Source organism: Shimia sp., from assembly GCF_965227725.1.
Taxonomy (GTDB): Bacteria; Pseudomonadota; Alphaproteobacteria; order Rhodobacterales; family Rhodobacteraceae; genus Shimia.
The window spans coordinates 170,098-196,858 of sequence record NZ_CBDDGH010000004.1 but is presented as its reverse complement, the minus strand read 5'-3'; the positions used below and the strand labels follow the sequence as shown (position 1 = coordinate 196,858).

At 61.7% G+C, this 26,761-nt stretch carries 29 protein-coding genes; 9 read left to right on the top strand and 20 right to left on the bottom strand.

Annotated features, from left to right (window positions below):
* Positions 1 to 31 precede the first annotated feature (31 nt).
* The gene (locus ACO07T_RS08800) at positions 32 to 1,534 is read right to left on the bottom strand and encodes an ABC transporter substrate-binding protein (protein WP_422049086.1); all 1,503 of its coding nucleotides are present in this window, start codon (positions 1,532 to 1,534) and stop codon (positions 32 to 34) included.
* A 72-nt stretch (positions 1,535 to 1,606) separates the two neighbouring features.
* Positions 1,607 to 2,905 carry an acetylornithine deacetylase/succinyl-diaminopimelate desuccinylase family protein gene (locus ACO07T_RS08795; protein ID WP_422049085.1) on the bottom strand — a complete coding sequence of 433 codons (1,299 nt, stop codon included), beginning with the start codon at positions 2,903 to 2,905 and terminating at the stop codon, positions 1,607 to 1,609.
* Positions 2,906 to 3,053: 148 nt separating this feature from the next.
* Between ACO07T_RS08795 and ACO07T_RS08790 the strand changes: the two genes are divergently transcribed.
* Positions 3,054 to 3,587, top strand: coding sequence for a PAS and helix-turn-helix domain-containing protein (locus tag ACO07T_RS08790; protein ID WP_247743732.1), 534 nt, complete (start codon positions 3,054 to 3,056; stop codon positions 3,585 to 3,587).
* A 249-nt stretch (positions 3,588 to 3,836) separates the two neighbouring features.
* Entirely contained in the window at positions 3,837 to 5,690 is a 1,854-nt protein-coding gene (gene ilvD, locus ACO07T_RS08785; RefSeq protein WP_209059488.1) for a dihydroxy-acid dehydratase, read from the top strand.
* Between the two features lie 173 nt (positions 5,691 to 5,863).
* On the opposite strand, the gene ACO07T_RS08780 is transcribed toward ilvD, so the two are convergent.
* From ACO07T_RS08780 to ureC, 11 genes are all read right to left on the bottom strand, one after another.
* The gene (locus tag ACO07T_RS08780; RefSeq protein ID WP_422049084.1) at positions 5,864 to 7,033 is read right to left on the bottom strand and encodes a thiolase family protein; all 1,170 of its coding nucleotides are present in this window, start codon (positions 7,031 to 7,033) and stop codon (positions 5,864 to 5,866) included.
* Positions 7,014 to 8,519: an AMP-binding protein gene (locus ACO07T_RS08775; protein ID WP_422049083.1), complete on the bottom strand. Its 1,506-nt coding sequence runs from the start codon at positions 8,517 to 8,519 to the stop codon at positions 7,014 to 7,016. The genes ACO07T_RS08780 and ACO07T_RS08775 overlap by 20 nt, the downstream gene beginning before the upstream one ends.
* A gap of 8 nt (positions 8,520 to 8,527) precedes the next feature.
* Complete coding sequence (locus ACO07T_RS08770) at positions 8,528 to 9,076, bottom strand: biotin transporter BioY (RefSeq protein ID WP_422049082.1); 549 nt, start codon at positions 9,074 to 9,076, stop codon at positions 8,528 to 8,530.
* A gap of 103 nt (positions 9,077 to 9,179) precedes the next feature.
* On the bottom strand, positions 9,180 to 9,776 hold the full coding sequence (locus ACO07T_RS08765; protein WP_422049081.1) for an energy-coupling factor transporter transmembrane component T family protein: 597 nt from the start codon (positions 9,774 to 9,776) through the stop codon (positions 9,180 to 9,182).
* Positions 9,776 to 10,450 (bottom strand): energy-coupling factor ABC transporter ATP-binding protein, encoded by a 675-nt coding sequence (locus ACO07T_RS08760; RefSeq protein ID WP_422049080.1) that lies wholly within the window; start codon positions 10,448 to 10,450, stop codon positions 9,776 to 9,778. Before ACO07T_RS08760 ends, ACO07T_RS08765 begins: the two co-directional genes overlap by 1 nt.
* A gap of 134 nt (positions 10,451 to 10,584) precedes the next feature.
* Complete coding sequence (ureG, locus tag ACO07T_RS08755) at positions 10,585 to 11,226, bottom strand: urease accessory protein UreG (RefSeq protein WP_422049079.1); 642 nt, start codon at positions 11,224 to 11,226, stop codon at positions 10,585 to 10,587.
* A gap of 17 nt (positions 11,227 to 11,243) precedes the next feature.
* The gene (locus ACO07T_RS08750; protein WP_422049342.1) at positions 11,244 to 11,888 is read right to left on the bottom strand and encodes an urease accessory protein UreF; all 645 of its coding nucleotides are present in this window, start codon (positions 11,886 to 11,888) and stop codon (positions 11,244 to 11,246) included.
* Positions 11,878 to 12,393 carry an urease accessory protein UreE gene (gene ureE, locus ACO07T_RS08745; protein WP_422049078.1) on the bottom strand — a complete coding sequence of 172 codons (516 nt, stop codon included), beginning with the start codon at positions 12,391 to 12,393 and terminating at the stop codon, positions 11,878 to 11,880. The genes ACO07T_RS08750 and ureE overlap by 11 nt, the downstream gene beginning before the upstream one ends.
* Before the next feature lie 25 nt (positions 12,394 to 12,418).
* A complete protein-coding gene (locus ACO07T_RS08740; RefSeq protein ID WP_209059535.1) occupies positions 12,419 to 12,643 on the bottom strand; it encodes a DUF1127 domain-containing protein in 225 nt (74 codons plus the stop codon).
* Positions 12,644 to 12,780: 137 nt separating this feature from the next.
* Positions 12,781 to 13,365, bottom strand: coding sequence for a hypothetical protein (locus ACO07T_RS08735; RefSeq protein ID WP_422049077.1), 585 nt, complete (start codon positions 13,363 to 13,365; stop codon positions 12,781 to 12,783).
* An 11-nt stretch (positions 13,366 to 13,376) separates the two neighbouring features.
* Positions 13,377 to 15,116, bottom strand: a complete 1,740-nt coding sequence (ureC, locus tag ACO07T_RS08730) for an urease subunit alpha (protein WP_209059539.1) — start codon at positions 15,114 to 15,116, stop codon at positions 13,377 to 13,379.
* A gap of 80 nt (positions 15,117 to 15,196) precedes the next feature.
* Here ureC and ACO07T_RS08725 point away from each other — a divergent pair, with 80 nt between their 5' ends.
* Positions 15,197 to 15,877 carry a hypothetical protein gene (locus ACO07T_RS08725; RefSeq protein ID WP_422049076.1) on the top strand — a complete coding sequence of 227 codons (681 nt, stop codon included), beginning with the start codon at positions 15,197 to 15,199 and terminating at the stop codon, positions 15,875 to 15,877.
* A gap of 110 nt (positions 15,878 to 15,987) precedes the next feature.
* Here the strand turns inward: ACO07T_RS08725 and ACO07T_RS08720 are convergent, their stop codons facing one another.
* From ACO07T_RS08720 to ACO07T_RS08705, 4 genes are read right to left on the bottom strand one after another with little or no spacing between them, the layout of a single operon-like run.
* Complete coding sequence (locus ACO07T_RS08720; protein ID WP_422049075.1) at positions 15,988 to 16,296, bottom strand: urease subunit beta; 309 nt, start codon at positions 16,294 to 16,296, stop codon at positions 15,988 to 15,990.
* Positions 16,293 to 16,436: a hypothetical protein gene (locus ACO07T_RS08715; RefSeq protein ID WP_422049074.1), complete on the bottom strand. Its 144-nt coding sequence runs from the start codon at positions 16,434 to 16,436 to the stop codon at positions 16,293 to 16,295. Before ACO07T_RS08715 ends, ACO07T_RS08720 begins: the two co-directional genes overlap by 4 nt.
* Before the next feature lie 20 nt (positions 16,437 to 16,456).
* Positions 16,457 to 16,759 carry an urease subunit gamma gene (locus ACO07T_RS08710; protein WP_422049073.1) on the bottom strand — a complete coding sequence of 101 codons (303 nt, stop codon included), beginning with the start codon at positions 16,757 to 16,759 and terminating at the stop codon, positions 16,457 to 16,459.
* A gap of 4 nt (positions 16,760 to 16,763) precedes the next feature.
* Complete coding sequence (locus ACO07T_RS08705; RefSeq protein WP_422049072.1) at positions 16,764 to 17,675, bottom strand: urease accessory protein UreD; 912 nt, start codon at positions 17,673 to 17,675, stop codon at positions 16,764 to 16,766.
* A 280-nt stretch (positions 17,676 to 17,955) separates the two neighbouring features.
* Between ACO07T_RS08705 and rpe the strand changes: the two genes are divergently transcribed.
* On the top strand, positions 17,956 to 18,645 hold the full coding sequence (gene rpe, locus ACO07T_RS08700; RefSeq protein WP_209077161.1) for a ribulose-phosphate 3-epimerase: 690 nt from the start codon (positions 17,956 to 17,958) through the stop codon (positions 18,643 to 18,645).
* Positions 18,646 to 18,993: 348 nt separating this feature from the next.
* Here rpe and ACO07T_RS08695 read toward each other — a convergent pair whose 3' ends face one another.
* A complete protein-coding gene (locus tag ACO07T_RS08695; RefSeq protein ID WP_422049071.1) occupies positions 18,994 to 19,443 on the bottom strand; it encodes a DUF4231 domain-containing protein in 450 nt (149 codons plus the stop codon).
* A gap of 427 nt (positions 19,444 to 19,870) precedes the next feature.
* Positions 19,871 to 20,395 carry an SH3 domain-containing protein gene (locus tag ACO07T_RS08690; protein WP_422049070.1) on the bottom strand — a complete coding sequence of 175 codons (525 nt, stop codon included), beginning with the start codon at positions 20,393 to 20,395 and terminating at the stop codon, positions 19,871 to 19,873.
* Positions 20,396 to 20,505: 110 nt separating this feature from the next.
* Here ACO07T_RS08690 and ACO07T_RS08685 point away from each other — a divergent pair, with 110 nt between their 5' ends.
* From ACO07T_RS08685 to ACO07T_RS08670, 4 genes are all read left to right on the top strand, one after another.
* Positions 20,506 to 21,492, top strand: coding sequence for a 2-hydroxyacid dehydrogenase (locus tag ACO07T_RS08685; protein WP_209059577.1), 987 nt, complete (start codon positions 20,506 to 20,508; stop codon positions 21,490 to 21,492).
* Between the two features lie 18 nt (positions 21,493 to 21,510).
* Entirely contained in the window at positions 21,511 to 22,062 is a 552-nt protein-coding gene (gene thpR, locus ACO07T_RS08680; protein ID WP_422049069.1) for an RNA 2',3'-cyclic phosphodiesterase, read from the top strand.
* 80 nt (positions 22,063 to 22,142) lie between these two features.
* Positions 22,143 to 23,924 (top strand): gamma-glutamyltransferase, encoded by a 1,782-nt coding sequence (gene ggt, locus ACO07T_RS08675; RefSeq protein WP_422049068.1) that lies wholly within the window; start codon positions 22,143 to 22,145, stop codon positions 23,922 to 23,924.
* 64 nt (positions 23,925 to 23,988) lie between these two features.
* The gene (locus tag ACO07T_RS08670) at positions 23,989 to 25,386 is read left to right on the top strand and encodes an FAD-binding oxidoreductase (RefSeq protein WP_422049067.1); all 1,398 of its coding nucleotides are present in this window, start codon (positions 23,989 to 23,991) and stop codon (positions 25,384 to 25,386) included.
* Between the two features lie 94 nt (positions 25,387 to 25,480).
* Here the strand turns inward: ACO07T_RS08670 and ACO07T_RS08665 are convergent, their stop codons facing one another.
* Entirely contained in the window at positions 25,481 to 25,807 is a 327-nt protein-coding gene (locus ACO07T_RS08665; RefSeq protein ID WP_422049066.1) for a DUF1330 domain-containing protein, read from the bottom strand.
* A gap of 171 nt (positions 25,808 to 25,978) precedes the next feature.
* Here ACO07T_RS08665 and ACO07T_RS08660 point away from each other — a divergent pair, with 171 nt between their 5' ends.
* On the top strand, positions 25,979 to 26,671 hold the full coding sequence (locus ACO07T_RS08660) for a winged helix-turn-helix transcriptional regulator (RefSeq protein ID WP_422049065.1): 693 nt from the start codon (positions 25,979 to 25,981) through the stop codon (positions 26,669 to 26,671).
* The last annotated feature ends 90 nt before the right edge of the window (positions 26,672 to 26,761 follow it).

Genomic DNA, 26,761 nt, shown 5'->3' with positions numbered 1-26,761 from the left:
CGCGCGTGGGGCGGCTCCGGTCAGGAGGGTGTTACTCTGCCCAGGTGACAGCGGTGAGATCGGTGGCCTGTGTCGGCGCATTTTCCCAGAGGCCCTGAACACCCGCTTTGGCGATGGTGGGGAAGGCGAGCTGGAAGAGGTAGCCGTTCACATAATCCTCGGAGATCATGGTCTGGGCCACTTTCAAAAGCGCGCTGCGTTCGGCGGGCAGGGTCGCTTTGTTCAGGGTTTCCATGATCTGCTGGAACTCCGGGTTGTCATACTGGAAGTAATAATCCGGACGGGCATAGATGCCGATGTCAAAGGGCTCGGTGTGGCTGACGATGGTCAGGCCGTAGTCTTTGCCCCGGAAGACCTGCTCCAGCCATTGCGCCCATTCGAGATTGGAAATCTCGGTCTCAATGCCCACGGCGCGCAGTTGGGCGGCGATGATCTCACCGCCACGGCGGGCATAGGAGGGCGGGGGCAGTTTCAGCGTGGTGCTGAAGCCATCGGCAAAGCCTGCTTCGGCCAGAAGCTGTTTGGACAGCTCCGGATCGTATTGGGAGTTGCCGGTCAGGTCGACGTAATCCGGATTGTGCGGCGCAAAATGGGTGCCAATCGGGGTGCCAAGACCAAACATGGCCCCGTCGATGATCGCTGAGCGATCAATCGCATGGGCGATGGCTTTGCGCACTTTCACATTGTCGAGCGGCGGCTGTTGGTTGTTGGTGGAGAGGATGGTCTCCCCCTCAGAGCTGCCCACCAGCACCTGAAAGCGCGGATCGGCCTCAAACTGTGGCAGAGCCTCAGGCGTTGGGAAGCCGGCAAAGACATCAATGTCTTCGGCCATCATCGCGGCAAAGGCGGCGGTGGGATCAGAGATGAATTTGAAGGTCACATCCGTCAGCGCGGCAGGCGTGCCCCAATAGGCCTCGTTGCGGGCCAGCGTGATCTGATCGCCCTGCACCCAGTTTTCAAATTTGAAAGCGCCGGTGCCGATGGGGGTGGTCTTGATGTCCTCGATGCTCTCAGACGCCACGATCACCGCATCGCCCCAGGCCATGTTGAAGAGGAAGTTGCCGTTGGGGGCCTCCAGCGTGACCTGCACGGTGAGCGGATCGACCACAGCCACATCGGTGATCCCGGCAAAGAGGGCTTTTTGCGCATTGGCGCTGTCTTCGGCGCGGGCGCGGTCGAGCGAGAATTTCACGTCCTCCGCATCCATGGCGCTGCCGTCATGGAAGGTCACGCCTTCGTTGAGCATGAAGGTGTAGGTGAGGCCGTCCTCGGAAATCTCCCAGCTTTTGGCAAGGCCCGGAATGACCGCGCCATCGCTGGCAAAGCGGGTGAGCCCCTCAAAGACGTTGGAGTAAAGCACGCTGTCGATCGCGCCTGCGGCAGCAGAGGTCGGATCCAGATGTGGCGGTTCCAGCTGCAGGGCCACGGTGAGGTCGGTCTGTGCCATGGCCGCGCCCGCAAACAGCGCTGCGGTGAGGGCGGTTGTGCTGGCGATCAGGCGTGTGCGGGCCAGCTTTGACGTGTGAAGTGTCATTTTATCTCTCCCTTATCTTATTGGTTTTTATTATTTTTGGGCACAGCCTCGGAGGAGGCTGGCCGGATAAATCTATGTAGCATCTTCTGACGGTAACAAAAGCTGAGTCAGGCTATGGGCCATGACTTTGGCGCTGTCGACCATATCGTCGATGCCGATGTATTCGTCTGGTTTGTGGGCCAATTCCAAAATACCCGGCCCATAGGCGATACAGTTTCTGAGCTTGCCGATGCGATCAATATGTTTTTGATCATAGGTGCCGGGGCTGGCGACATAATCGGGTGATTTTCCCAGCACATCCTGAATGGCGCGGTCCACGGTGGTGACAACAGGCGCGGCGCGGTCGGTCATGGAGGGCGCAACATGGTTGAGCTCGCGCATTTCGTAGCGGAAGTTCTCGCGCTGGGCGGAGAGATCGTTGAGCAGGCCTTGCACTTCGCCTGCGACCCCGGCGTGGTTTTCTTCGGCCAGATAGCGGCGGTCGATCACGATGCGGCAGCTGTCGGGCACGCAGTGGGCGGGCAGGCCGGTGAAATCTTCGGGCTGCTCAGGCTGGCCGCCGTGGATCGAGTTGATGTTCATGGTGGAGGAACGCGCACCTTCGGGCACCACCGGCATATCGGTGCGCCGGGCCGCCATGGCGGGGAAAAGATCGCTCTCAAACTTGTCGAGTACCGCGCCCATGTGGCGCACCGCGCAATCGCCAAGGAAGGGCATGGAGCCATGGGCGATTTCGCCGAAGGTTTCGATTTCCGCCCACCAGCCGCCGCGGTGGCCCAGGCAGATGCGGTCTTTGTTGAGCGGTTCGGGGATGATCACATGCTGCACCCGTTCCGGGGCAAAGAAGCCGCGCTCTGCCAGAAAGGCCACGCCGCCGTAGCCGCCGCTTTCCTCATCCGCTGTGCCGGAGATTTCGATGGCGCCGCAGAAATCTGGGAACTCACCAATGAAGGCTTCGGCGGCGATGATGGAGGCGGCCAGCCCACCTTTCATGTCGCATGCGCCGCGCCCGTAGATTTTGCCGTCTGACACCTGCCCGCCGAAGGGGTCAAAGGTCCAGCCGTGGCCGACCTCGACCACATCGGTGTGGCTGTTGAAATGCACGCATTCGCCGGGGTGGTGGCCTTCTTTGCGGGCCAGAACATTCCATCGGGGGTATTTGTCGCAATCCCCCGGTGCGCCATGGGCGCGGATCAGCTGGGTGTCAAAGCCGTGGCGGGTGAGGCGGGTGTCGAGGTAGTCGCAGATGTCGCGGTAGCACTCGCCGGGTGGGTTGAGCGTTGGGATGCGGATCAGATCCTGGGTCAGGGCTATCAGCTCGTCGCGCATGGCGTCGATGCGCGTCATCAAACGGTCTGTGTCAAAGGGCATGGCAAAACCTCGGCTGCTGACGGGTGTGGACAGCTGGGGAGCCTCCGGCGGGGATATTTCGGGCAAGAGGAAAAGCTGTGGTGGCAGAATGGCTTGCGAGTGGATACGGTATCAATACCGTAGGATTACGGTTTGCGGGGAGCGTGTGATGGATTGGGATCTGCTGGCATATGATGCGGCCCCGGTGGGGATCGTGGTGACGCAGCATCGGGTGATCCGGGGCTGTAATGCGAGCTTTGCGCAGATGCTGGGCTATCAGAAGGCGGAGCTGATCGGGCAGTCCTTTCGCCTGCTTTACGGCACCACGGAAGAGTTTGAGCAGGTGCGTGACATCGGGATGGCGCCGCTGCGGGCGGACACGGCCTATAGTGATGAGCGCATGTTGCGGCGGCGTGACGGCGGGCAGATCTGGTGCCGGTTTCGCGCACAGACGCGCACGCCGGAAGATCCGCTGGCGCAGCTGGTGATGAGCATCGCGGTGATCCATGACGGCCCGCCCCTGTCTCTGAGCGCGCGGCAGCGGCAGGTGGTGAGCGGCCTTGGGCGCGGGCTGACCAGCAAGGAGATCGCGCGTGAGCTGGGGTTGTCACCAAGAACGGTGGAAGACGTGCGCGCGCGGCTGTTGAAGCGGTTTGAGGTGAAGAACGCCGCAGAGCTGCTGGCGCATCTGACGGTTGGGTGAACGGCGGCGTAGAAACGTGGGGGCGCGGGCTCCGACGGGCCTTTGTGTCTTGCGCCCAGACGGCGGTTTCCGTGCAGGAGGTTACAGGTTTGGCGCGAGTTGCGTTGTTTTCGCAATTTTGGCGGGGTGTTTCTGGCAATAAAATTTCTGAACATACTTGCATTTCGGCCCCTTGAATGGCACCCGTTCAGACCAGAAATGAAAGGGGCGCCCACGTGGGTGCCAACGCCATCCTCAGGAGAGCACAAAATGCCCGATCTTCGTTCCAAGACCTCCACATTCGGTCGCCGAATGGCGGCTGCGCGCGCGCTATGGCGGGCGACGGGTATGAAAACTGAGGACTTCGGCAAGCCGATTGTGGCTGTGGTCAACTCCTTTACCGAATTTGTGCCCGGACACGTGCACCTCAAGGACATGGGCCAGCTGGTGGCGCGTGAAATCGAGAAAGCCGGTGGTGTGGCCAAAGAGATGAACACCATTGCGGTGGATGACGGCATCGCTATGGGCCATGACGGGATGCTCTATTCCCTGCCCTCGCGCGAAGTGATCGCCGACTCCGTGGAGTATATGGCCAATGCCCATTGCGCCGATGCGTTGGTCTGTATTTCCAACTGTGACAAGATCACCCCCGGTATGCTGATGGCGGCAATGCGCCTGAACATTCCGGCGATTTTTGTCTCCGGTGGCCCGATGGAAGCCGGTAAGGTGATCCTGAAAGATGGTGAGCACAAGGCCGACCTCGTGACCGCGATTGTGGGCGCTACGGACGAAGACCGCAGCCAGGAAGAGGTGGACAAGCTCGAGCGCTCCGCCTGCCCGACCTGTGGTTCCTGCTCCGGCATGTTCACCGCCAACTCCATGAACTGTCTGGCCGAAGCGCTGGGTCTGGCGCTGCCGGGCAATGGCTCGCTGCTGGCGACCCACTCCAAACGCCGCGGGCTGTTTGAAGAAGCCGGTCACAAGATCATCGAGCTGTGTGATCGCTGGTACAAAGAAGGTGACGAGACCGCGCTGCCCCGTGGGATCGCGAACTTCAAAGCCTTTGAAAACGCCATGGCGCTCGATATTGCCATGGGCGGCTCCACCAACACCGTGCTGCACCTCTTGGCGATTGCCCATGAAGGCGGCGTGGATTTCACCATGGCGGATATGGACCGTTTGAGCCGAGAGATCCCGCATCTGAGCAAAGTGGCGCCTTCGACACCGAAGTACCACATGGAAGACGTGCACCGCGCGGGCGGTATTGCGCGGATCATGGGGGAGCTGGAGCGCGAAGGCAAAATCCACCGGGATTGCGCCACCGTGCATGAGCGCACTGTGGGTGAGTTCATCGACAAATGGGATGTGCGCCGCGAGACCGCGGGCAACGAAGCGCGCGATCTGTTCATCGCGGCCCCCGGTGGTGTGCGCACCACGGAAGCCTTCAGCCAGTCGCGGATGTACACCGAGCTGGATCTGGACATTGAGGACGGCTGCGTGCGCGACTTTGCCAATGCCTATTCTCAGGAAGGCGGCCTCTGCGTGCTGTTTGGCAACATCGCGGAGCAGGGCTGTATCCTGAAGACCGCAGGCGTGATCAAAGAGATGTATGAGTTTGAAGGCACCGCAAAGGTCTTTGAATCCATGGAAGACGCGATGCATGGCATTCTGCAGAATGAGGTGAAGCCTTATTCCGTGGTGGTGATCCGCTATGAGGGCCCGAAAGGTGGGCCGGGCATGCAGGAAATGCTCTATCCAACCGCCTACCTCAAATCCAAGAAGCTCGACACCACCTGTGCGCTGCTGACCGATGGCCGTTTCTCTGGCGGCACGGCTGGTTTGTCGATTGGCCACGCCTCGCCGGAAGCGGCGGAAAAGGGCGTGATCGGTCTGGTGGAAGATGGCGATAAGATCAAAATCTCTGTGCCAAACCGCACCATCCATCTGGATGTGAGCGACGAGGAGCTGCAGCGCCGTCGTGACAACCACCCGCAGGCGGACAAGAAGTTCTGGAAAGCGGAAGGGCGCCCACGTGCGGTGTCCAAGGCGCTGAAGGTCTATGCGGCGCATGTGTCCAACGCCTCGCTGGGTGCGGTGCGGATGCTGGATGACGAAGACGAATAAACACGTCTGATGGGAAGATAGAGACGGGGTCGCTTGGCGGCCCCGTTTTGGTTTGAGGGCGCTGCCCTCGTCACACCAAAGGTGCTGGGCTCCGCCCGTTCGCCGCTGAATGTGTCCACTGGACACATTCCGAGACGCGGCTCACCCCGGGATATTTGAAGAATGAGAAGCGCTTAGAGGTGTGTGGGTTGGAAGGCGGCGGTGAGGCCTTGGCCGCCGCCGATGCCGATCAGGGCCATGGCCAGTGCGTTGTCTGGGGCTTGTTGGCGAATGAGCTGGCTGAACAGGCGCACCACGAGGATGGCGCCGGAGGCTCCAAAGGGGTGCCCAAGGGCGATGGCGCCGCCGTCTTGGTTGGGCAGGGTCTCGTCGATCTCCAGCGCGTCGAGGCTGGCCAGCACCTGCGCGGCGAAGGCTTCGTTGAACTCCAGATGTGTGAGATCAGAGAGGCTGAGGTTTGGGTGGTGCTTGAGCAGTTTGCGGGTGGAGGCAACAGGGCCGGTGCCGAGGATATTGGGATCCACACCTGCCGCTGCGCCCCCGAGAAAGGCCAACGCCTTGCTGTGGCCGAGGGCGCGGGCTTTGGCGGCACTGGTGATCAGGAGCGCGGCGGCTCCGTCGTTGAGCGGGCAGGCGTTGCCGACGGTGACGGTGCCGTCTTGGGTGAAGGCGGGGCGCAGGCGGGCGAGGCGCGCGGCCGTCATGCTGTCGCGGATACATGCGTCGGTGGCGTGGCCTGCGATGGGGGTGATTTCACCGGTGAAACGACCGGCATCGCGGGCATGTTTGGCGCGCTCTTGGGAGCGCAGGGCGAAGGCGTCCTGGCGGGCGCGGGAGATGTTGAACTCATTTGCCACTGTGTCGGCGGCGACGCCCATCTCTGGATCCCCGATGGAGTCAGGGGAAAAGCGCGCGCGTTTGTAGCTGTGTTCTGGTAAGTCGCCGCTGGCGGGCAGGGTGCGCAGAGGCGCGCGGCTTTGGCTTTCCACGCCGCCTGCGAGATAGGTTGTGCCTGCGCCTGCCTTGATGAGGTGGCAGGCCAGCATCACGGCCTCAAGACCCGAACCGCATTGGCGATCTACGGTCATGCCGGGGATGGATGTGGGGAAACCTGCGTGTAGGGCGGCGAGGCGGGCCAGGTTGCCGCCGGGGCCTGCGGCGTTGCCCAAGATCACGTCGTCGAGCTGGTCAGGGGAGAGGCCTGCGTCAGCGAGGGTGGCTTGCAGAACGGGGGCGGCGAGGTCTTCGACATCCAAAGAGGCAAACATGCCGCCTGCGCGGCCAATGGCGCTGCGGCGGGCGGCGATGATGACCGGTTGGCGCTCAGGTGGCAGCAGGGACAAGGCGCGCGTCCTTTTTGCTGAGCCAGGAGAGCAGGCGGCCGCGGTCGGGTTTGCCGGAGCTGGTCAGGGGCCAGTCTTGCGTGCGGTAGAAATGGCGCGGGAGTTTGTAGCGGGGCAGGCGGATGGCGAGTTGGGAGCGGAGTTCGTCCAGCGGCGTGTCGCCCTCAACAATGGCGACCAGTTCCTGACCGCGCGACTGATGGGCCACGCCGAGCACCACGGCGGCAGTGAGGCCGGGGATTTCAGAGAGCGCGGTTTCGATTTCCTGCGGGTAGACGTTGTGGCCTGCGGTGATGACCATGCCGCCTTCACGGCCCAGAAGGCTGAGGCTGCCGTCGTTGTTGAGCTTGCCCACGTCGCCGACGGTGGCCCATGGGCCTTCGCGGCGGAAGCCGGAGTTGCGCCCGCCCCAGAGGTAGCTGTCGATCGCCAGATCGCCGCGCACAAAGATGGTGCCGGCTTCACCCTGGGCGACCTCCTGGCCGTTCTGGCGCAGGGAGAGTTCCACATGGGGGAAGGGGCGGCCGACGGAATGGGCTGGCGCAGAAGAGCTGTCGCGGCCGTGGGTGTTGAGGCTGACAAAGCCAAGCTCGGACGCGCCGTAATATTCATGCACGCGGGCGCGGGGGAAGAAGGCGCGGGCTTTTTCCAAGAGTGCTGGGTCGAGCTTGGCCCCGGCGGTGGTGATCTCAACGATTTGCGAAAGCGGCGTGCCGTGGCAAAGCGCGCCCAAGAGACTGGGCACGGCGACGATGCGGCGGGTCTCGGCCATCGCTGCATGGGCGGCGGCGAGGTCGAATTTCGGCAGGGCGTGGAAGGAAGCGCCAAGTTCCAGTGTTTCAGCAAGCGCATAGAGCGTGATGCCGTGGGCCAGCGGGCCGGGGGCAAATGTGTTGCTTTGTTCGGTCAGCGCAAAGGCGAGGCGGCTGGCATCGAGCGAGGCGCGCCAGCTGTGGCGGGCGCGGGCAAAGGCTTTGGGCTCGGAGGTGGTGCCGGAGGTGAAGCCAACCATGAAGATTGCGCGCGGATCGGTGAAGGGGATCTCGGCAGGGGCGGCCAGGAAGGTGTCAAAATCGGCGGTGTCGATGCGGATGGCAGGGATGCCGAGGCGCTCGGCTGCGGCGATCAGGGCGGTCTGGGTGGAGAGGCAGAACAGCGCATCGGGGGGGAGTTTGGCCAGCACGCGCTGATGCAGGGCGTCGGGCCACTGCGGATCAAGCAGAGTGACGGCGTGGGGCGTGGCCAGTGCGGTGGCCAGCAGGGTGGGCGCGTTGGGGTGGTTGCCCGCAGAGAGGGCAAAATTGCGCGCGCCTTCGGGCAGGGAAAGGTCGGCGCGGGGCTGGGTGGGCAGAGCGCTGAGCGCGGCATGCAGGCGTTGCAGCTTGCGGTGCAGCGCGCCGTAGGTCAGGCGGGTCTTGGAAAGCGCAACCGCCAGCGCGTCGGGGCGCTGGCGGGCGTGATGATCTATTGCGTGGCGTAAAGGCAAGCGCGTCCTCAGAGGGCTGGAAAGGCGCGGCGCAGACCGCGGGCGATCACTGTCGCCAGAACCACCTTTACCAGATCGCCGGGGACATAGGCCACCATGATCGCGAGGGATTTGGTCATGCCCAGTTTGCCGATGAACGCCATCCAAGGAATGCCTGCGGCATACATCAGAACGATGCCGCCAAGGGCCACGTTCAGACCTGTTTTAAAGGCGCTGTTGTCGGTGTCGCGCTCCACAAGATAGCCGATCAGTGCGGCACAAAGCGGCCATGCCAGCAGGAAGCCGCCGGAGGTGCCGATCAGCACGCCAAAGCCGCCACGGCCACCGGACAGAAGCGGCAGGCCCACGGCCACCAGTGCAATGAAGAGCAGGAGCGCAAGGCCGCCGCGTTTGGCCCCAAGCACGGCACCGGCGAGCATCACGCCCAGCGACTGTGCGGTGATCGGAGGCAAGGCGGCGCCTGCGAAATGGATCGGGGGCATCAGGCCAAGTGCGGCGGTGAGAGCGGCAAAGAGTGCGATATAGACGATGTCTCTGGTCGCGAAGCCTTGTTTCATTGCGGTGTCCATTTGATCCGTCCCTTGTCAGAAATCTGTTTGGCGGGAGGGGTGCGCAAAAGCCGCTGAGGGCTCAAGGGCATGAGGCGCTAACGGGGCGGACTTAGGAACGATATCCTCTGGAATCGATGGCATCAGAAATATCATCCGCCATCTTTATGGCGCGGATTGCCATGGGCATGGCCACAGCAATCACCGAGCGCTCCAGCCCGCGCGCTTTCTGGGCCTCGCGCACGTCGCGCATGATCTGCGCCAGAACCGGAATGAAACGCAGCGCCAGTGAGATCGCGAGGCTGACCTTGGCGGGGTTGACGCCAAAGGGGCGCAGGATGCTGAGCGCGCGCGTCATGGTGTCGATCATATCCGAGGAGCGCGTGGTCAGGGTCACAAGACTGGCCAGCAGGATCAGGGCGGCGAGGCGCAGCACCACGTAGGCTGCCAGTGTGAGGCCCGAGAAATACCACTGCACCGCAAAGAAGAGCACAAAGATCCACAAGAGCGGCCGTATCTGGGCAAAGGCTTGTTTCAGCGTGAGCTGCGCCAGCGGGTAGAGCGCAAGGATCGCCAGCGTGGCTGCGGCGGTCACGGCCAAGCTCTGGTTGATGAAGAGCAGGGTGGCGCCCGCCATCAGCGCCGCCATTTTGACCGCGGGGCGCATGCGATGCAGGGGGGAGTGGCCGGGGGAGTAGAGATCCAGCATCAGGCCATGAGCTCCTGATAGGCGGGGATGACCTCCGCAGGCGGCCCGTCGGCAAAAACGCGGCCTTCATCAATGGCAATCACCCGGTCATAATCGGCGATCAGATCAAGATCATGAGTGACCATGACGACGGTTTGGGCGAGTTCTGCCACGGCGCGGGCGATGCGGCGTTTGTTGCGCAGATCCAGAAGCGTTGTGGGTTCGTCCATCACCACGATGTCGGGGTTCATCACCAGCACGCCGGAGATGGCGATCAGCTGTTTCTGCCCGCCTGAGAGCAGATGGGCGGGGTGTTCGCGCAGCTCGCTGAGATCATAGCGGGCAAGGATTTCATCGGTTTTGGCGGCGATTTCAGCAGTGGAAAAGCCGCAGTTTTTCATGCCAAAGGCAAGGTCTTCTTCAACCACTGGCATGACGATCTGATTGTCGGGGTTCTGGAAGACAAAGCCGACCTTGCGGCGCACGTCACGCCCCTTTTTGCGGGTGTTGAGCCCGTCGATCAGCACATCGCCGGAGGTGGGCAGGGCAAGACCATTGAGGAGGCGCGCGAGGGTGGATTTGCCGGAGCCGTTGGCCCCGATGATGGCGATGCGGCGCTCAGACAGGGTGAGCGAAAGGCCGTTGAGGACCTGGCGGTCGCCAAAAGAGAGGCTGACGTTTTGAAGCTCGATCATGGGGGTCCCGCCGGTTGCTGCCTGCTGCGCTCATAGCGCGGGGCGCGCGCCGGTTGAAGCGGAGGATGCCTCCGGCGGGGATATTTCGGGAATGAGAAGCCCTTAGGGACGTGTTTGGCGGGAAAGTTTTCCGCTTAGTCGGCCATAAGGGCGGGGACGCCGCCGATTTCGCCGATCAGGGGCAGCAGGGCCTCAAGCCCCTTGCCGTGCCGCAGCGAGGTGAAGAGGAAGGGGCGGGTGCCGCGCATTTTGCCGGCGTCGCGCTCCATGACGTCCAGCGAGGCCCCGACATAGGGCGCAAGATCGGTTTTGTTGATCACCAGAATGTCGGAGCGGGTGATGGCCGGGCCGCCTTTGCGCGGGATCTCTTCGCCTGCGGCTGTGTCGATCACATAGATGGTGAGGTCGGCCAGTTCGGGGCTGAAGGTGGCGGAGAGGTTGTCGCCGCCGGATTCGATGAGCACGATGTCGAGATCGGGGATCTCTTTGGTCAGCTCGTCAATGGCGGCGAGGTTGATGGAGGCGTCTTCGCGGATGGCGGTGTGGGGGCAGCCGCCGGTCTCCACGCCTTTGATGCGATCCAGCGGCAACACCTGCTGGCGCATCAGCTCCTCGGCGTCTTCGCGGGTGTAGATGTCATTGGTGACAACGGCGATGGAGAGCTTGTCGCGCAGGGCACGGCAGAGGTTGGCGGTGAGTGTGGTTTTGCCGGCGCCGACGGGGCCGCCGATGCCGATGCGGAGCGGGCCATGGGGGGAGGGGGCGGAGGAGGTCATGTGGGTTTCCTGTGAGGTTAGGACCGGAACAGCCGGGAGTATTGGGTTTCATGCCGCATTGAGGCGATGTCGGAGGCAAAGGTGGTGGAGGCGATGGCGGAGAGCGGCTCGGTGATCGCCTGATCTGCGATGGACTGGCACAGTGGGGTGAGGGCGGTGAGCACGCTTTGCGCCTCGGTCTGTCCCAAAGGCACAAGCCGGGTGGCGGCGGAGGTGAGGTTGGCGGCAAAGGCGTGCAGGAAGAAGCGGGCGGTGTCTGGCAGCGGCAGGTCTTGCAGGCGCGCGGCGCGGCCCACGGCCACCGGATAAGTGAGCTGTGTCAGGTCGAGGTCGTGGATGGCGCTGGCGGTGCGCACAAAGGCCGCGCCCTGCTGATCGGTTTCCAGCAGACGCTCGGCAGAGGGGGCGAGCGCGCGGGCGAGGTCGTCCGCCTCGGTCAGGGCGGTCAGATCGTCTGCGTTGTAGGCGGCGGTGAGCAGGATCACGTCATTGTGGCCTGCGCCGTGCGTAAGCGTGTCCTGCAGCCAGTCGGAAAAGCTGGCGGCATTGTGGACAGTGCCGCACTCCACCAGCGCCTCCAGCCCGTGGCTGTAGGTGAAGGCCCCCACCGGATAGGCGGGGGAGAGCCATTGGGCCAATGTGAGGATCGGATCAGTGCTCATGCGGGTGGTCATGACCGTGACTGTGATCATGTGTGTGGTCATGGGCGTGCGGGTGGCTGTGATCGTGGCCATGGGTGCGGCCGTGGCCATAGGCACCGCCTTCCGGTGTGAAGGGTTCACAGACCTCTGTCACGGTGGCGCCAAGCAGCGTGAGCATCTCTTTGATCACGTGGTCAGGCTGGATCAGCAGGCGCGTGCTTTCGATCTGGCAGGGGGTGTGGCGGTTGCCAACGTGCCAGGCGATGCGGGTGAGATCGGGGGCGGTGACCTGCAGAAGCGGTTCCGGCGCGGCGGTCACGGTGATTTCGCGCCCGTCGGTCAGCACCAGAACACCGCCATGGTCGAGCGACGTGGTCTTGGGCAGATCGACGAGGATGCGGGTGCCGTCTTCCAGCCGCAGGGTTTTGCGGCGCAGGAAGCGGTCTTCGTAGGTCAGGGCCACCTGCCCCGCAGCGGGGGCATGGGCGTGGCCGTGATAGGCGCGGGCGGTTGGCAGAGCGGTCATGACGCCCCCCCGGTTGCCCGCAGGATCAGAGATGCATGTAGTCGCGGAAGACGTGCTGCACGATGTCCTCGCGCTTCAGGCCACGTGCGGCCAGCTGGGCGTCGGTCAGTGCGTTCAGTCGGTCGACCTGCTGAATGCGGCTGTTGTTTTCGATCAGCGAAACGAAGCCATTGCCGATTGCGCGGAACGGTGCGGCCAGCACTTTGCCCAGAGTGAGCGGTGCGGCGGATGTTGTGTCGGTCAGTGCCATGATGAACCTCGGTTTGAGTAAAACGTTCGGTCCTCCCCTGGCGCTTTATATGGGGGAAATGGAGGGGCATGTGCACGGGGTCTTTCGTCATAGCTGGCCTGCGTTTGCTGCAATGCAGCGTCAGCGCAGGGCGGGGATTAGTTTGCGGCTTCGATCCGGACATAGACATAGCGGTCTGGCTCTGCGTCTTTGGATTTGGACTCAGAGAGGTAGGAGAAACCGAGTTCGGGCAGGTAGTGCAGGGTTTCCTGATAGCCGTCGTCGTCATGGTAGATGGCGGTGACCGCGATCATGTCGTAGCTGCAGCCGCCAAGGGTGACCTGTGTCGGGTCGCCGAAGAGGTAGCTTTCGGTGCCGCTAACGACACCTTCGCTGTCCATGGTCACCACTTTGGTGTCCCAGCGCCCGCCTGCGACCGGGAGCGGCGCTTTTTCGGGCGGCAGGGGGTAGCTGTGGGTTCTGCGGGAGCTGGTGATGGCGTTGCCGTCGCTCACATCAAAATACTCCACAAGGTAGATGCCTTTGAGCAGGACAAACTTTGACAGCACCTCAGAGCCTTCCTCCCAGGCGCCGCGAATGTGGTTTGCGCCGAAGGCCTCATAGGTTTCCACGGTGCCTTCCATGTCCACCAGGCGGATGCCGGTTTCCATGTCAGAAGCGGTTGGGCATTGCGCAGCGAGAGGGCTGGCAAAGCAGGTGAGGGCGAGAAGAAGTGCGCGCATAAGGCCTCCGGTCAGAACATAAAGTACCGCTGTGCCATGGGCAGCACCTCGGCAGGCTGACAGGTCAGAAGTTCGCCGTCCGCGCGCACCTCGTAAGTCTCTGGGTTGACTTCGATTTCCGGGGTGGCGGCGTTCAGTTTCAGATCCGACTTGCCAATCTTGCGGGTATTCTGAACCGCGATGGTTTGTTTTGCCAAGCCCAGTGACGCACCGATGTTTTCCGCTTGTGCCGCTTCTGACACAAACACAACGGCGGCGTTTTCCACGGCGCGGCCATAGGCGCCAAACATCGGGCGGGAGTAGACCGGCTGGGGCGTTGGGATAGAGGCGTTGGGGTCGCCCATCTGCGCACAGACAATCGAGCCGCCAATCAGCACCATTTCGGGCTTTACGCCAAAGAAGGCCGGGTTCCACAACACGAGATCGGCGCGTTTGCCTTCTTCAATGGAGCCGATCTGATGGGCGATGCCATGGGCAATGGCGGGGTTGATGGTGTATTTTGCGATATAGCGGCGGACGCGGAAGTTGTCGTTCTCGCCGGTCTCCTCAGCAAGGCGGCCGCGCTGTTTCTTCATTTTGTCAGCGGTCTGCCATGTGCGGATCAGCACTTCGCCGACGCGGCCCATGGCCTGACTGTCGGAGGCGATGATCGAGAACGCGCCCATGTCATGCAGGATGTCCTCGGCGGCGATGGTCTCGCGCCGGATGCGGCTTTCGGCAAAGGCCACATCCTCGGGGATGGATTTGTCGAGATGGTGGCAGACCATGAGCATGTCGAGATGCTCATCCACCGTGTTCACGGTGAAGGGCCGTGTGGGGTTGGTGGAGGAGGGCAGCACATGCTCTTCGCCGCATATCTTGATAATGTCCGGCGCGTGACCGCCGCCTGCGCCCTCAGTATGGAAAGCGTGGATGGTGCGGCCTTTCATGGCGGCCACGGTGTTTTCCACAAAGCCGCTTTCGTTGAGCGTGTCGGTGTGGATCATCACCTGCACGTCCATGGCGTCGGCCACGGAGAGGCAGCAATCAATCGCGGCGGGCGTGGTGCCCCAGTCTTCGTGCAGCTTGAGCGCGCAGGCGCCAGCCTTGACCTGTTCTTCGATGGCGGCAGGCAGCGAGGCGTTGCCCTTGCCCGCAAAGGCGAGGTTCATCGGGAAAGCATCAGCGGATTGCAGCATGCGGCCAATGTGCCATGGGCCGGGGGTGCAGGTGGTGGCCAGCGTGCCGTGGGCCGGGCCGGTGCCGCCGCCGAGCATGGTGGTGAGGCCGGAGTGCAGCGCATCTTCGATCTGCTGGGGGCAGATGTAGTGGATGTGGCTGTCAAAACCGCCTGCGGTCAGGATTTTGCCCTCCCCCGCGATGGCCTCGGTGCCGGGGCCGACGATGATGTCCACCCCCGGCTGGGTGTCGGGGTTGCCTGCTTTGCCGATCTTGGCGATGCGCCCATCCTTAAGGCCCACATCCGCCTTGTAGATGCCGGTGTGATCCACAATCAGCGCGTTGGTGATGACCGTGTCCACAGCCCCTTCGGCGCGGGTGGTCTGGGCTTGCCCCATGCCGTCGCGGATCACCTTGCCGCCGCCGAATTTGACCTCTTCGCCGTAACTCAGCGCATTGCCGTTGCCCGCTTTCTCGGCGGTGAGATCCCGCTCCACCTCGATCACGAGATCAGTGTCAGCGAGGCGCAGCTTGTCGCCCACGGTGGGGCCAAACATGGCGGCATAGTCGGAGCGGGAAATTTTGGCTGGCATTTAAGGACGTCTCTGTTGGTTGCGCAGAGGGCGGGCGGGACCCGCCTCTGGATTACTTTTGGGGTTTTGAAGCCTGCGGCATGGCCGGAGGCTTAGAAGGCTGGCGTTTGGGTTTGCGCGTCGGTGCAAGCTCGGCGCTGGGCGTTGCGGTTTTGGCCGCGGGTGCGGGTTTGGCGGCCACTTTGGGGGCAGCAGCTGTGCTTGCCTTTGCTTTGGCCTTAGGTTTTGGCGCGGCCTTTGCGGGCGCGGGTGTCGCAGTCTTTGCGGCGGGTTTGGCCTTTGGCGCGGCTGTTTTTGGCGTTTTGGGCTCTGCGGTTTTGGCCACCGTTGGTTTGGCGACAGCTTTGGCGGCTGCAGGTTTGGTTGTGGCGGCCTTGGCAGCAGGCGTGTTTGCGGTCTTCGCCGTTTTGGTGGCGGGCTTGGCCTTTGGCGCGGGTTTGGCCGCTGGCGTTTCCGGCGCGGCGGTCTTGGCGACTTTTGGCGCAGGTGATGTTGCGACATTGGCGCTGGTGGTTTTGAAGCTCGGCTCTGAGGGCGCGGGCTTGGCGGCTGCGCGTGATGCAGGGCGGGTGGTCTTGGCTTTGGGTTTGGTCGTGGTGCTGGCTTTGCGGCGGGGCGGGCGTTTGGCGGCAGGTTTGGTCACCGGGACCGGTTTGGCCTCCTCGGCGGCAGGCGGTGCGGCGAAAGGTGCAGACACCTCTGAGACGGAGTCCGGGCGGCGCAGGCCCATGGAGGTCATCATGGCCTTGGTCATGGCATGAGAGGTGCGCATGTTGCGCTCCATCATGCGCGACATGAAGATAAACCCGTTCAGTGAGGCCGTGATAGAGCCCATGGCAAGTGTCTGCATCAAAATCTCCTTGGGGTTATGTCATGAGAGAGGCCCCATGACTTTCTGATTAAATCCGTAGATGCGGCGGGCGCCTGAAACCGGGATGAGGTTCACTTCGCGGCGTTGACCCGGCTCAAAGCGCACGGCGGTGCCGGCGGCGATGTCCAGACGCAGGCCGTGGGCGGCGGCGCGGTCAAATTCCAGAGCCGGATTGGTTTCGGCAAAGTGGTAGTGGCTGCCCACCTGAATGGGGCGGTCGCCGGTGTTGGCCACCTTGAGGGTGGTGACTTCGGCGTGTTCGTTCAGGGTGAGTTCGCCCTCTGCAGGGATCAGTTCGCCGGGGCTCATTGCAGGGACCACGCGAGAAGACCAAGTGCGCCAAGGGTGAAGCTGCCTGCCAGCTGTGCCAGAAGCAGGGGATCACTGGATTGTGCCAAGGCCGGAGCGGCGCTTTTGGCGGGGAGGGCGGTGACGGCAAAACGTTGCATGATGGGTCTTTCTGTTTTGGTCAGCGGATCGGGTTGTGGACGGTGACGAGCTTTGTGCCATCGGGGAAGGTGGCCTCCACCTGCACCTCATGGATCATCTCTGCGATGCCCTCCATGCACTGTTCGCGGGTGATGACCTGCGCGCCGGATTGCATGAGGTCGGCCACGGAGCGGCCGTCCCGTGCGCCTTCGACAACGGCGTCGGTGATCAGGGCAATGGCTTCTGGGTGGTTCAGCTTTACGCCGCGCGCGAGGCGCTTGCGGGCGACCTCGGCCGCCATGGCGATCAGCAGTTTGTCCTTTTCGCGGGGAGTCAGTTGCATGTGGTCAGAGCATCCATGTTCGGGGAATATCGGCGCCGTGCAGAAGCGTGAGCGCGGGAATGAGGGATTGGCGCAGGGCGTGGCCGTCTGCGGCGAGAATGCGGGCAAAGAGGAGGCCGTCGCGGATCACGCTGGCCCCTGCTGCTGCGGGCAAAAGCGCGCGCAGGGCATCCAGATGGCGGGCTGCATCCGGTGCGGCCAGCAATAGCGTCGCCATGGCGCGGGCACCGCCAGCGATGGTGGGTCGGTCAAGCTGGGCCTGAATATTGCCGCTGAGTTTGACGCGATCGGCAAACAGCAGGTTGTCTCCGCGGGTCACGGTGATGCGGTCAAAGATATCGGCTTTGCGCACGGTTTCGCCCATAGCGGTGCGGCCAAAAATCAGCGGCTCCACCATCAGGAAACGCGCGGTTTCATGCATGTCGACGGTCAGGCTGCGCGACAGCGATGCGCCGTCAAACAGGATGGTTTCCTGCGGCAGCCAATCGAGTTGGCTGTTCTCAGACAGGGTGAGCGTGCTGTCCAGCTGGCCGGGCTTTGCGTCGATGCTGCGATACGCCCGCTCTGCGGCCTGGGTGGTCACGGTGAGATGGCTGCCTGTGCCAGCGGCGGCGGCAACGGAGAAACGGTCGCCTCCGGTGATGCCGCCTGCGGTGTTGAGCAGGACCGCCTGAAGCGCTTTGGTGCGGCCGTGCGCGTAGTTTGCGTGCGGAAACAGGACGCGGCTGGAGCCGGACAGGCGCAGATCATCCAGAACGGAGCTGTCCTCGCGCAGTTTGCTGCGGATATCGGCACTGCCTTGTGCGCGCGGCTGCTGCTGCGTGGGCGGCAGGGCAGGCTCTGGACGTGATATGAGGGTCAGCGCGGTGATGGCACTCTCCGGTCTTTCGGCAGGGAATTTGCCTTTGACTCGCATCGGTGGCGCCGGGCGGAAAGTGAGACTGCCCGATTTTTGAGCGCATTTGTGCGGTGCGTGCAATTTTTGCGCTAACTGAAAACCTAAGATGAAAAATTAGGCGGATTGTGAACTTTGCGGTGTGGATGCCAATTCGATTGAAATTTGCCCTCTGTCTCGCCATTTTGCCGCCAGTTTCGAATCGCCCTCAGAGGGGGTGATGTCGCCATTTTGCGCGGTCTGATAACACGCCTGACCCCGCAGCCCTTCAGATCCCGGCGTGGCCGGAGAGGAGCCAGATATGAGCTTTGATCGCAAGATTAAGATCGCCCCATCCATCCTGTCAGCGGATTTTGCCAACTTTGGCGCGGAGATCCGCGCGATTGAGGATCAGGGCGCGGATTGGGTGCATGTGGATGTGATGGACGGCCATTTTGTGCCCAACCTGACCTTTGGCCCGCCCGCCGTGAAAGCGTTCCGTCCGCACGTGAAAACCTTCATGGATGTGCATCTGATGATCGCGCCGGTGGACCCTTATATCGAGGCCTATGCCGAGGCCGGTGCCGATATGATCACCGCCCATGTGGAGGCCGGCCCGCATATTCACCGCACGTTGCAGGCGATCAAGGCGCAGGGCGTGAAGGCCGGTGTGAGCCTCAACCCCGGCACGCCGCTGGAGAGCATCGAGCATGTGATGGATCTGGTGGATATGGTGCTGATCATGACCGTGAACCCCGGCTTTGGCGGGCAGAAGTTCATCCACTCCGGTGTGGAGAAAACCCGCCGCTGCCGCGAGATGATCGGGGATCGCGAGATCCACATTCAGATCGACGGCGGTGTGACCACAGAAACCGCGCCTCTGGTGGCGGCGGCTGGCGCCGATGTGCTGGTGGCGGGCTCTGCCGTGTTCAAAGGCGGCTCTGTCGATCAGGCGCAGGTCTACGGCGACAACATCCGCGCCATCCGCGCAGCCGCAGAGGCGGCGCAGTAAGCAGCGCGCAATGAGTGCCCGTGGAGCGTCATGGAAGTATGGCGCTCGGCGGGAGGTTTTTTGAGGCCGTCAGCGGGGCGGTATTGGGCTGGTGGTTGCGAAGGTGGGTGCGTGGGACGTTGTTTCGGTTGGTTCTTGCGTGCCGAAAGACTGCTCTTGGGCGGTGGAGCGAAAGCGGTCCTATTTGCGCCACACCCAAATAGCAGGATTACGGCTTGTGCTACGTTGCGGGAAGTGTTGGCTGTCCGACTCAAAGTTCTCAACTATGCGTTTTCGCGAAATTCGGCCTTCGTTGCAACGGCGCGTTAGTCGAGACACTTGTGTCATCCCGGAAACTCAATAAGAGCCCTAGCTTTCCGAGTCTTCTTCAAACCCCTCCCTCCAGCCTTTTCGTTCCTCATCCACAATGTGGATAATTCGCTCGCCGAACAACCTTTGCCTTTTTTCATCTTCTGCGGCTCCATATTCTCCGGTTGCTAAGTCAAACTTCATTTTCTCGACCGTGAGTTTCCATTGTGCCTCGCGATAGCGAACCCACAAATCTTTGTATTTAAAAGATGATTGTAGAGAAGTTGCTATCGCAACACCCGCAGATATGGCGGTTGCCGTGATTACTCCAAAGGTGCCTAAAACTTGGGATAGGGCAATGATTCCAGTGTTGATCGCGCTGAAAACAACAATTACCACAGTAGTGGTAGTTTGTTTTTTCATATAGCTATCCGCTCTTGCTTTGTACATTTCCTTGTACTGCAAAAACAAGGTGACTGCGTCGGGAGGTTTGAGGGCGTCGTCGTTCATAATCATTTCCTGAAATCAATTTCATGGTACGTAAGGATAGCCCCCCGGAAGCCAGCGAACCAACGTTAACCCAACCGGTCACAAACTTTTTCAGTACCATCTCCGTACACCGGACCTTGTCCGGCTGCACCCCGTGTGAGGCAAAAACGTTCCGTTCCGCAGCGCTATTTCGCTCGAATCTAAGTCTTTGAAATGACTTTCGGAGCGCTGCGACAACAATCTTGTGCAACACGAACCGACCTAAAGATCCGGCGTACGATCCAAGTGCAGCATTGGCCACTTTGGCCTCTTCGCCAGCAGCGCACCCGCGCTTCATCGTGCGGATTGGGCGCTGGCTGTGTGGTCTTGCTTGTGGACCGAGACCGCAGCCAGTCCTGAAAGTTGCGTCAGATACCTATGAGAGATTGTCCAAGCGACAGCGCGCAGTTCAGTCGCGGATTTCCTCGGCTGAGACGCCCCACAGGTCGGATTTCTGGACCCAGCCTTTGTAGCCGCCCGCCTTCAGACGGCACCAGTCTGGATTGCATTCTTCAAGTTTGGCAATCACACCCAGCTCAAGATGTGCGGTGGCCTGTGTTTCGGCTTCCGGGCGGATGGCGAGCGGCAGCATGTCTTTCTGGACAATCACCGTGCGCACGCCGGACAGAAGCGAGTAATGCACCCAGCCGCCTGCGCCTTCGATGTCGCGCACACGGCGCCAGTGGCCATATTCGGCGGTGATCTGAAGCGGCATGGATTTGCGGGTGAAAACCCAGTCGATCCGGTGCGTGCGCGAGGGGCCGCGCCGCACGTTGGCCTTGCTGGCTTTCAAAGACACATAGCGCGGCAAAGGCAGGTTGGTCACCGGCCCGCGCTTTTGGTCGGTTTGTACTTCTGCCGCAACGGAATTTGTGAGCGCCAACAGCAAAGCTGCGGCCAAGCTCACAAGAGATTTTCGACCCAAGGTGAACATTTTGCCTGTTATTTTCTGCATTGAAGGTGCGGAGGGGTTCTTGTGCCCCGCTGGCCTGTGTTGCACTGTGACATCAACAGGCTGATTTGGAAAGCATTGGGAGGCATCGAATGCCAAAGCAACGTCTGAGTGTTGTCGTAACGCGACGTCTGCCAGAAGCGGTTGAGACACGGCTGTCGGAGCTGTTTGATGTGCGGTTGCGGGAGGATGATGCCCCGATGAGCCGCGAGGAACTGGCGGCGGCCATGAAGGACGCGGATGTCCTCGTGCCAACGCTGAGCGACAAGATCGACGCAAACATGATTGCGCAGTCCGGTGAGCGGTTGAAGCTGATCGCCAACTATGGCGCGGGTGTGGACCACATTGATGTGGCCTCGGCCCGTCAGCGCGGTGTTTTGGTCTCCAACACGCCGGGTGTGTCGGCGGATGACACCGCGGATATGGCGTTGGCGCTGATCCTTGGTGTGACCCGCCGCGTGAGCGAAGGCGTGCAGCGGATGCAATCGGGCGAGTGGGACGGCTGGGCCCCCACCACGCTGCTGGGTGGCCGGGTGAGCGGCAAACGGCTGGGCATTTTGGGCATGGGCCGCATCGGCACGGCTGTGGCGCGGCGTGCGCATGCTTGCGGTATGCAGATCCACTATCACAACCGCCGCCGTCTGCGCCCTGAAATCGAGGAGCAATATGAGGCGACCTATTGGGAGAGCCTCGATCAGATGCTGGCGCGTATGGATGTGATTTCCGTGAATTGCCCGCATACGCCATCGACTTTCCACCTGCTGAACGCGCGCCGGTTGAAGCTGATGAAGCCCTCGTCTGTCATCATCAACACCTCCCGTGGGGAAGTGATTGACGAGAACGCCATGGTGCGGGCGCTCAAGAACGGGGATCTCGCCGGTGCAGGGCTCGACGTTTATGAGCATGGCCATGAGGTGCATCCCGATCTGCGCGGCGTGCCCAATGTGGTGCTGATGCCGCATATGGGCTCGGCCACCGTGGAAGGGCGCATTGAGATGGGTGAGAAAGTCCTGATCAACATCAAGACCTTTGACGACGGCCACCGCCCACCGGATCTGGTTGTGCCAGCGATGCTCTAAGCGGGCGGCACTGACCCCATGCGCGCCTTTGTTGGCATACCGCTGGATGGCCCCGAAGAAGACCGCCTGCTGGATATGCAGGACCGTTTGGCCGTTGGCACCCCCGTGCCCGCGGCCAATTTGCATGTGACGCTGGCCTTTCTGGATGATCAGCCGGTGGCGCAGCTTGAGATGCTGCATGAAGAGCTGGAGATGATCCGCGCGCCGGGCTTTGAGATGACCCTCAAGGGCATCGACATCGTGGGCGGCGCGAAAAGCCGCTGTCTGGCGCTGTTGGTGGCGCCGGATCCGGCGTTGATGGAGTTGCAGGCCGATGTGGCCCGCGCCGCGCGCCGGGTGGGCATGAAGATCGAGAAGCGCCGTTTTCGCCCGCATGTGACGCTCAGCCGGTTTCGTGACGGGCAGCACGCGCCGGAGAAGATCCAAGGCGCGATTTCGCGCGGTGCGCATTACGATATGTGGCCGGTCACCGTGTCTGAATTTGCGCTCTATCGCTCGCATCTGACCTCGGATGGCGCGCAGTATGAGGTGCTCAGCGATTATCCGCTGTTGGTGATGCCGCCGCTCTGACCTAAGCTGGCCTCAGGTGGATCGCTCGGGATTTTGAGAGCGGGAATAGGCCTTTTGGTTTCCGATTTAGGGAGAGTGGAATGAAGCGTTTTTCATTAAGTGTTTCCGTGGCTTGCCTGATGGCAAGCATGAGTTTGGCGCAGGAGGCGGCGGACAGTATTGCGCCGGAGGGGGCGACTCAGCTTGGCGGGCAAATCCCCGAAGCCTTGATGGCGGCGCAGAAGGCCAAGGAGGCAGGCAGCCCCACATCGGCGGAAAACTGGATGGTGGCGGCGGCCAATCCGCTGGCGGTGGAAGCGGGCGCAGATGTGCTGCGCGCCGGGGGCTCTGCGGCGGATGCCATGGTGGCCGTGCAATCGGTGCTGGGGCTGGTGGAGCCACAAAGCTCGGGCCTTGGGGGCGGCGCGTTTCTGGTCTGGTATGATGCTGAGAGCGGCACGGTGACCACGCTCGATGGGCGGGAGAAAGCGCCGATTGCGGCCACTCCGAAGCTGTTTCTGGATGAGACCGGCGAGCGCATGAAGTTTTTTGATGCGGTTGTCGGTGGGCGTTCTGTCGGGGTGCCGGGCACACCGATGCTGATGGAAGAGGCGCACCGCCGCTGGGGGCGCAGCGCCTGGCCCGGTCTGCTGGATGCGGCGATTGGCCATGCGGAAAACGGCTTTGCGGTTTCCCCACGCCTTGCAGGCGCGGTGGCCAATGATGCGGAGCGGCTTTCCATCCATCCGACCACGGCGGCCTATTTCCTGCCCGGTGGCGCGCCTCTGGCGGAAGGCAGCGTTTTGCAGAACCTGGACTATGCAGAGAGCCTGCGCCTGATGGCGGAGCATGGCGCGGATCCGTTTTATACGGGCGAGATCGCCACGGATATTGTGGCCACGGTGCGCAGTGCCGACAATCCCGGTGTGCTGAGCACGGTGGATATGGCGCTTTATCAGGTGAAAGAGCGCGATGCGGTCTGTGTGGAGTATCGCGAGCACGATGTCTGTGGCATGGGGCCGCCCTCCTCTGGCGCGCTGACCGTGGGGCAGATCCTTGGGCTGGTTGGGTCTTATGACATGGCGGGCATGGGGCCTGAGAGCGCGGATGCCTGGCGGCTGATCGGGGATGCCTCGCGTTTGGCCTTTGCCGACCGTGGACGTTACATGGCGGACAGTGATTTTGTGCCGGTGCCCACCGCCGGACTGGTGGCGCCAGACTATCTGGCCGCGCGGGCAGAGCTGCTGTCCGGTGATAAGGCGCTGGAAAGCGTGGCCCCGGGCACGCCGGAGTTTGACCATGCGCTGAACTGGGGGGACGGGCAGACCTTTGCGCAGCCCTCTACATCCCACATCTCGATTGTGGACAGCTATGGCAACGCATTGTCGATGACCACCACGATTGAAAACGGCTTTGGCAGCCGGGTGATGGCGCGGGGCTATCTGCTCAACAATGAGCTGACTGACTTCTCCTTCCGCTCCCACAATGACGGCGTGCCGGTGGCCAACCGTGTTGAGCCGGGCAAACGCCCACGTTCCTCCATGGCGCCCACAATTGTGCTCAAAGACGACAAGCCTGTGCTGGTGATCGGCAGCCCGGGCGGCAGCCGGATCATCGGCTATGTGGCCAAGACCATCATTGCCCATATGGATTGGGGCATGGATGTGCAGGCCGCGATTGATCTGCCGCATCTGGTGAACCGTTTTGGCACCTATGACGTGGAAGAAGGCACCTCGGCGGCTGATTTTGAGGCCCCGCTGACACAGATGGGTTTTGAGGTGAATGTGCGGGGGCTGAACTCTGGCTTGCATGCCATCGCAATTGGTGATGGGTTGCAGGGCGGGGCGGACAACCGCCGCGAAGGGGTGGCCTATGGCGAATAAGCGCATCTGAGCAAAAGGCTCTGCGTTCGCCTGTGGCCCGGTGCGAGCTGCAAAGGGGAGAGGCATGGCAAACGCAGAGGTTTTGGAGCGCAATGAGACGGGCATTGCGGCAGCGCTGGGAGTGCTGAAGCAGCAGTTTGGCGAGGCCTGTCAGACCGGTCAGGCCATGCGCGAGCAACATGGCCACACCACCACATGGCTGCCCACGCAGGCTCCGGATGTGGTGATCTTTGCCAAATCCACTGAAGAGGTCTCCGCCATTGTGAAAACCTGCGCCACCCATAAGGTGCCGGTGATCGCCTATGGCACGGGCACCTCGCTTGAGGGGCATGTGAATGCGCCTGCGGGGGGCGTGTGCATCGACCTCACAGAGATGAGCAAGATTGTGGCCGTGAATGATCAGGATCTGGATTGCGTGGTGCAGCCCGGCGTGACCCGTGAGCAGCTCAACACCCATCTGCGGGACCGCGGCCTGTTCTTCCCGATTGATCCGGGGGCCAATGCCTCGCTGGGCGGGATGGCCTCCACCCGTGCAAGCGGCACCAATGCGGTGCGCTATGGCACGATGAAAGACAATATTCTGGCGCTGGAGGTGGTGCTGCCGTCAGGCGAGGTGATCCGCACCGGCACCCGCGCCAAGAAATCCAGCGCCGGTTATGATCTCACGCGCCTGATGGTGGGGGCCGAAGGCACCTTGGGCATCATCACCGAAATCACGTTGAAATTGCAGGGTATTCCCGAGGCGATGTCCTCTGCGCGCTGTTCGTTTGAGAGCGTGGATGCGGCCTGTCAGGCGGTGATGGCCACCATTCAATACGGCATTCCAGTGGCGCGGATTGAGCTGCTGGATGCGATGAGCGTGAAGGCGGCCAATGCCTATTCCAAGCTCGATCTGCCGGAAACACCGCTGTTGCTTTTGGAGTTCCACGGCTCAGAGGCTGGCGTGGCCGAGCAGGCAGAGATGTTTGGCGCCATCGCTGAGGAGATGGGCGGCACAGGCTTTGAATGGACCACAAAGGCCGAGGACCGCACCAAGCTCTGGCAGGCGCGCCATGATATGTATTGGGCCTCACTGCAGCTGCGCCCCGGGGCAAAAGGGGTATCGACCGACGTCTGCGTGCCGATTTCACGGCTGGCGGAATGTGTCACAGCGGCGACGGAAAAGGCGGCGGAGCTGGGCTTGCTGGCCCCGATTGTCGGCCATGTGGGGGACGGGAATTTCCACACGCTGCCGCTCATTGACATGGAGAATGCCGAGGAAGTCGCCAAGGCGGAGGGCTTTGTCAGCTGGCTCAATGACCTGGCGATTTCCATGGGCGGAACCTGCACGGGCGAGCATGGGATTGGTCAGGGCAAGAAGCCTTATCTGCGCAAAGAGCTTGGCGGCGCGGTAGATGTGATGGCCGCAGTGAAAGCCGCGATTGACCCGGATGGGATTATGAACCCGGGGAAGATTTTCTGAGGGTGTTGACCACAGCAAGGGCGATTGGCCGCTTTGGGCAAAGTTAAGCTGAGTAGACCGGTCCAAACAGGACCGGTACCGGCAGATGGTGCGGTTATCCGGCCTTGAGGTAGGGGATTGCTCCCGCAATGTCAGTGTCGTCGATGACGTGGAAGTTGGAGATACTGCCTGATTGGCGCGCCTGACCATAGGGGGCGTATTCCGGGTCCGATGCAAAGGCATCTAGCGCCGTCCGGGTCGGGAACTCCAGAATGGCAATCAGCGTGCTGTCCTTGTCGTTTCCTTCAATGGTTTCAATATTGGCGCTGCGGGAAAGGTACCGCCCCCCGTGTTTTTCAACCAGCTTATGCACATTGGCGGCATATTCTGGAACCCATCCATCGTCGGTCACCTTTATGTCTGCAATCAGAAACACGCTCATGTCACTTCTCCTTTGAGCAAGCGAACGTTGCCGTCCGCGGTCTGTCTCCAAGGTTGGAAGACTTTCACGACTCTTTTCCAGTCACGAAACTGGAGTTGGTGGTACAGTTTCTGGACTGGATCGTTCCGGCATTACCGATAGGGTACCAAGAGCTGACAGGAGGGGAACACCATGGCACACGCCGGATATAAACAGTTCTGCCCGCTCTCGATGGCCGCAGAGGTTCTGTGCACGCGTTGGACGATGGTCCTGATGCGGGAATTGATTGCCGGTTCCACTCGCTTCAACGATCTTCGTCGTGGCGTGCCGAAGATGTCACCGACCTTGCTGTCCCAACGCTTAAAAGACTTGGAAGAAGCTGGTATCGTTGAAAAACGACCCGCTGCCAACGAGCGTCGAGTGTTTGAATATCACTTAACAGACGCTGGAAAAGACTTGCGAGAAGTCGTGATAGCTATGGGCATGTGGGGCCAGAAGTGGGTGGAGTCTTCTTTGTCTTTGAAGAACCTCGACCCCTCACTTCTGATGTGGGACATGCGCCGAAACCTAAATCCCGATCCTCTGCCCAATCGGCGCACGGTGATTCAATTTCTGTACCATGACCTACCGCCAACCAAGCGCGATTGGTGGCTGGTTATCGAACCGGAAGGAGAGGTCGATCTGTGCTGGGCAGATCCGGGATTTGAGGTCGATCTTTTTGTTTCCACCGATCTTCGCACGATGACGGCGATCTGGATGGGGGTGACGGACATCGCATCCGAACGCGAGAAGTTCGAATTTACAGGACCCAAAGAGATTTCTTCGACAATGCAAACATGGCTCGGCCTCAGTCCATTTGCGATCCAAAAGAAGCTTGTGGGCTGAAAGTGCCCCTTGGTTGAACCGCTGCTTTGTCCGCAAAGCAGGTTTTTGAGTACGGATTCAAAGGTGCTTTAGACATTGCAACTGGAGCGG